This window comes from Allochromatium palmeri (genome assembly GCF_009720725.1).
In the GTDB taxonomy this organism is placed as follows: domain Bacteria; phylum Pseudomonadota; class Gammaproteobacteria; order Chromatiales; family Chromatiaceae; genus Thermochromatium; species Thermochromatium palmeri.
Genome location: NZ_WNKT01000144.1, coordinates 1 through 872, shown reverse-complemented (window position 1 = coordinate 872; position 872 = coordinate 1). Strand labels below are relative to the sequence as shown.

Annotated in this window: 1 protein-coding gene; it reads left to right on the top strand. The window is 38.1% G+C overall.

The features are described 5' to 3' along the window. Positions 1–851, top strand: an 851-nt coding sequence (locus GJ668_RS19855; protein ID WP_155451805.1) for an IS630 family transposase, incomplete at its 5' end; no start/stop codon positions are given. Positions 852–872 lie beyond the last annotated feature (21 nt).

The window sequence follows — 872 nt, the reverse complement described above, 5'->3', positions numbered from 1 at the left end:
TAACTATTTATAATTGGATTCATCGTTGGAATAACCATGGGATTGATGGAATCTATGATCGCAAAGGACGTGGATCAAAACCGCTGTTTTCGCTAGCTGAAGAAGCCGTTATTCTTAATGCACTTGAAAAAAATCCCGGCTCTTTACGTCAAGTTGCCGAGCATGTTGAAAAAGTAACGGGCAAAAAAGCTCATGTTGAAACACTTAGGAAAATCATCAAAAAGCACGGTAAAGTCTGGAAAAGAAAGAGAAAAGCCCTAAAAGGGAAGCCTGACCCAGAAGCTTACGAACAAGGAAAAAAAGATATACAAGAGCTGCAACTGCTAAGCTCGCAGGGCGAATTTGATTTAGCTTATTTTGATGCAAGTGGCTTTTCTCTTCAGCCCGTCGTTCCTTATGCGTGGCAGGATCAAGGTCGAAATGGCACACTCGAAATCCCTTCATCTCATTCTAAGCGAGTAAATCTTTTAGGATTTTTAAATCCAACTAAAAATGAACTGCACGCACGCATGATTGAAAGTTCAGTTAATAGTGAAAAAATAATTGAAGTTATGGATGAATATTGTAATGCGATCACGCAGCCTACAGTCGTAATTTTAGACAACGCCCCTATTCACACGAGTGAGGCGGTAAAAGAAAGGATACCTGAATGGGAGAAATGTGGGTTGAGTTTGTATTTTCTCCCAACATATTCACCTGAGCTTAATTTAATCGAAATTCTGTGGAGATTTATCAAGTATCAATGGCTTTTAGTATCTGCGTATGAGACTTTTGGAAAGCTAAAGTCAGCGCTTCGTGAAATTATTGATGGTTATGGATCTGAATATAAAATTGCGTTTTCATCTGTTTAATTTTTTTAATGAAAGTACTTA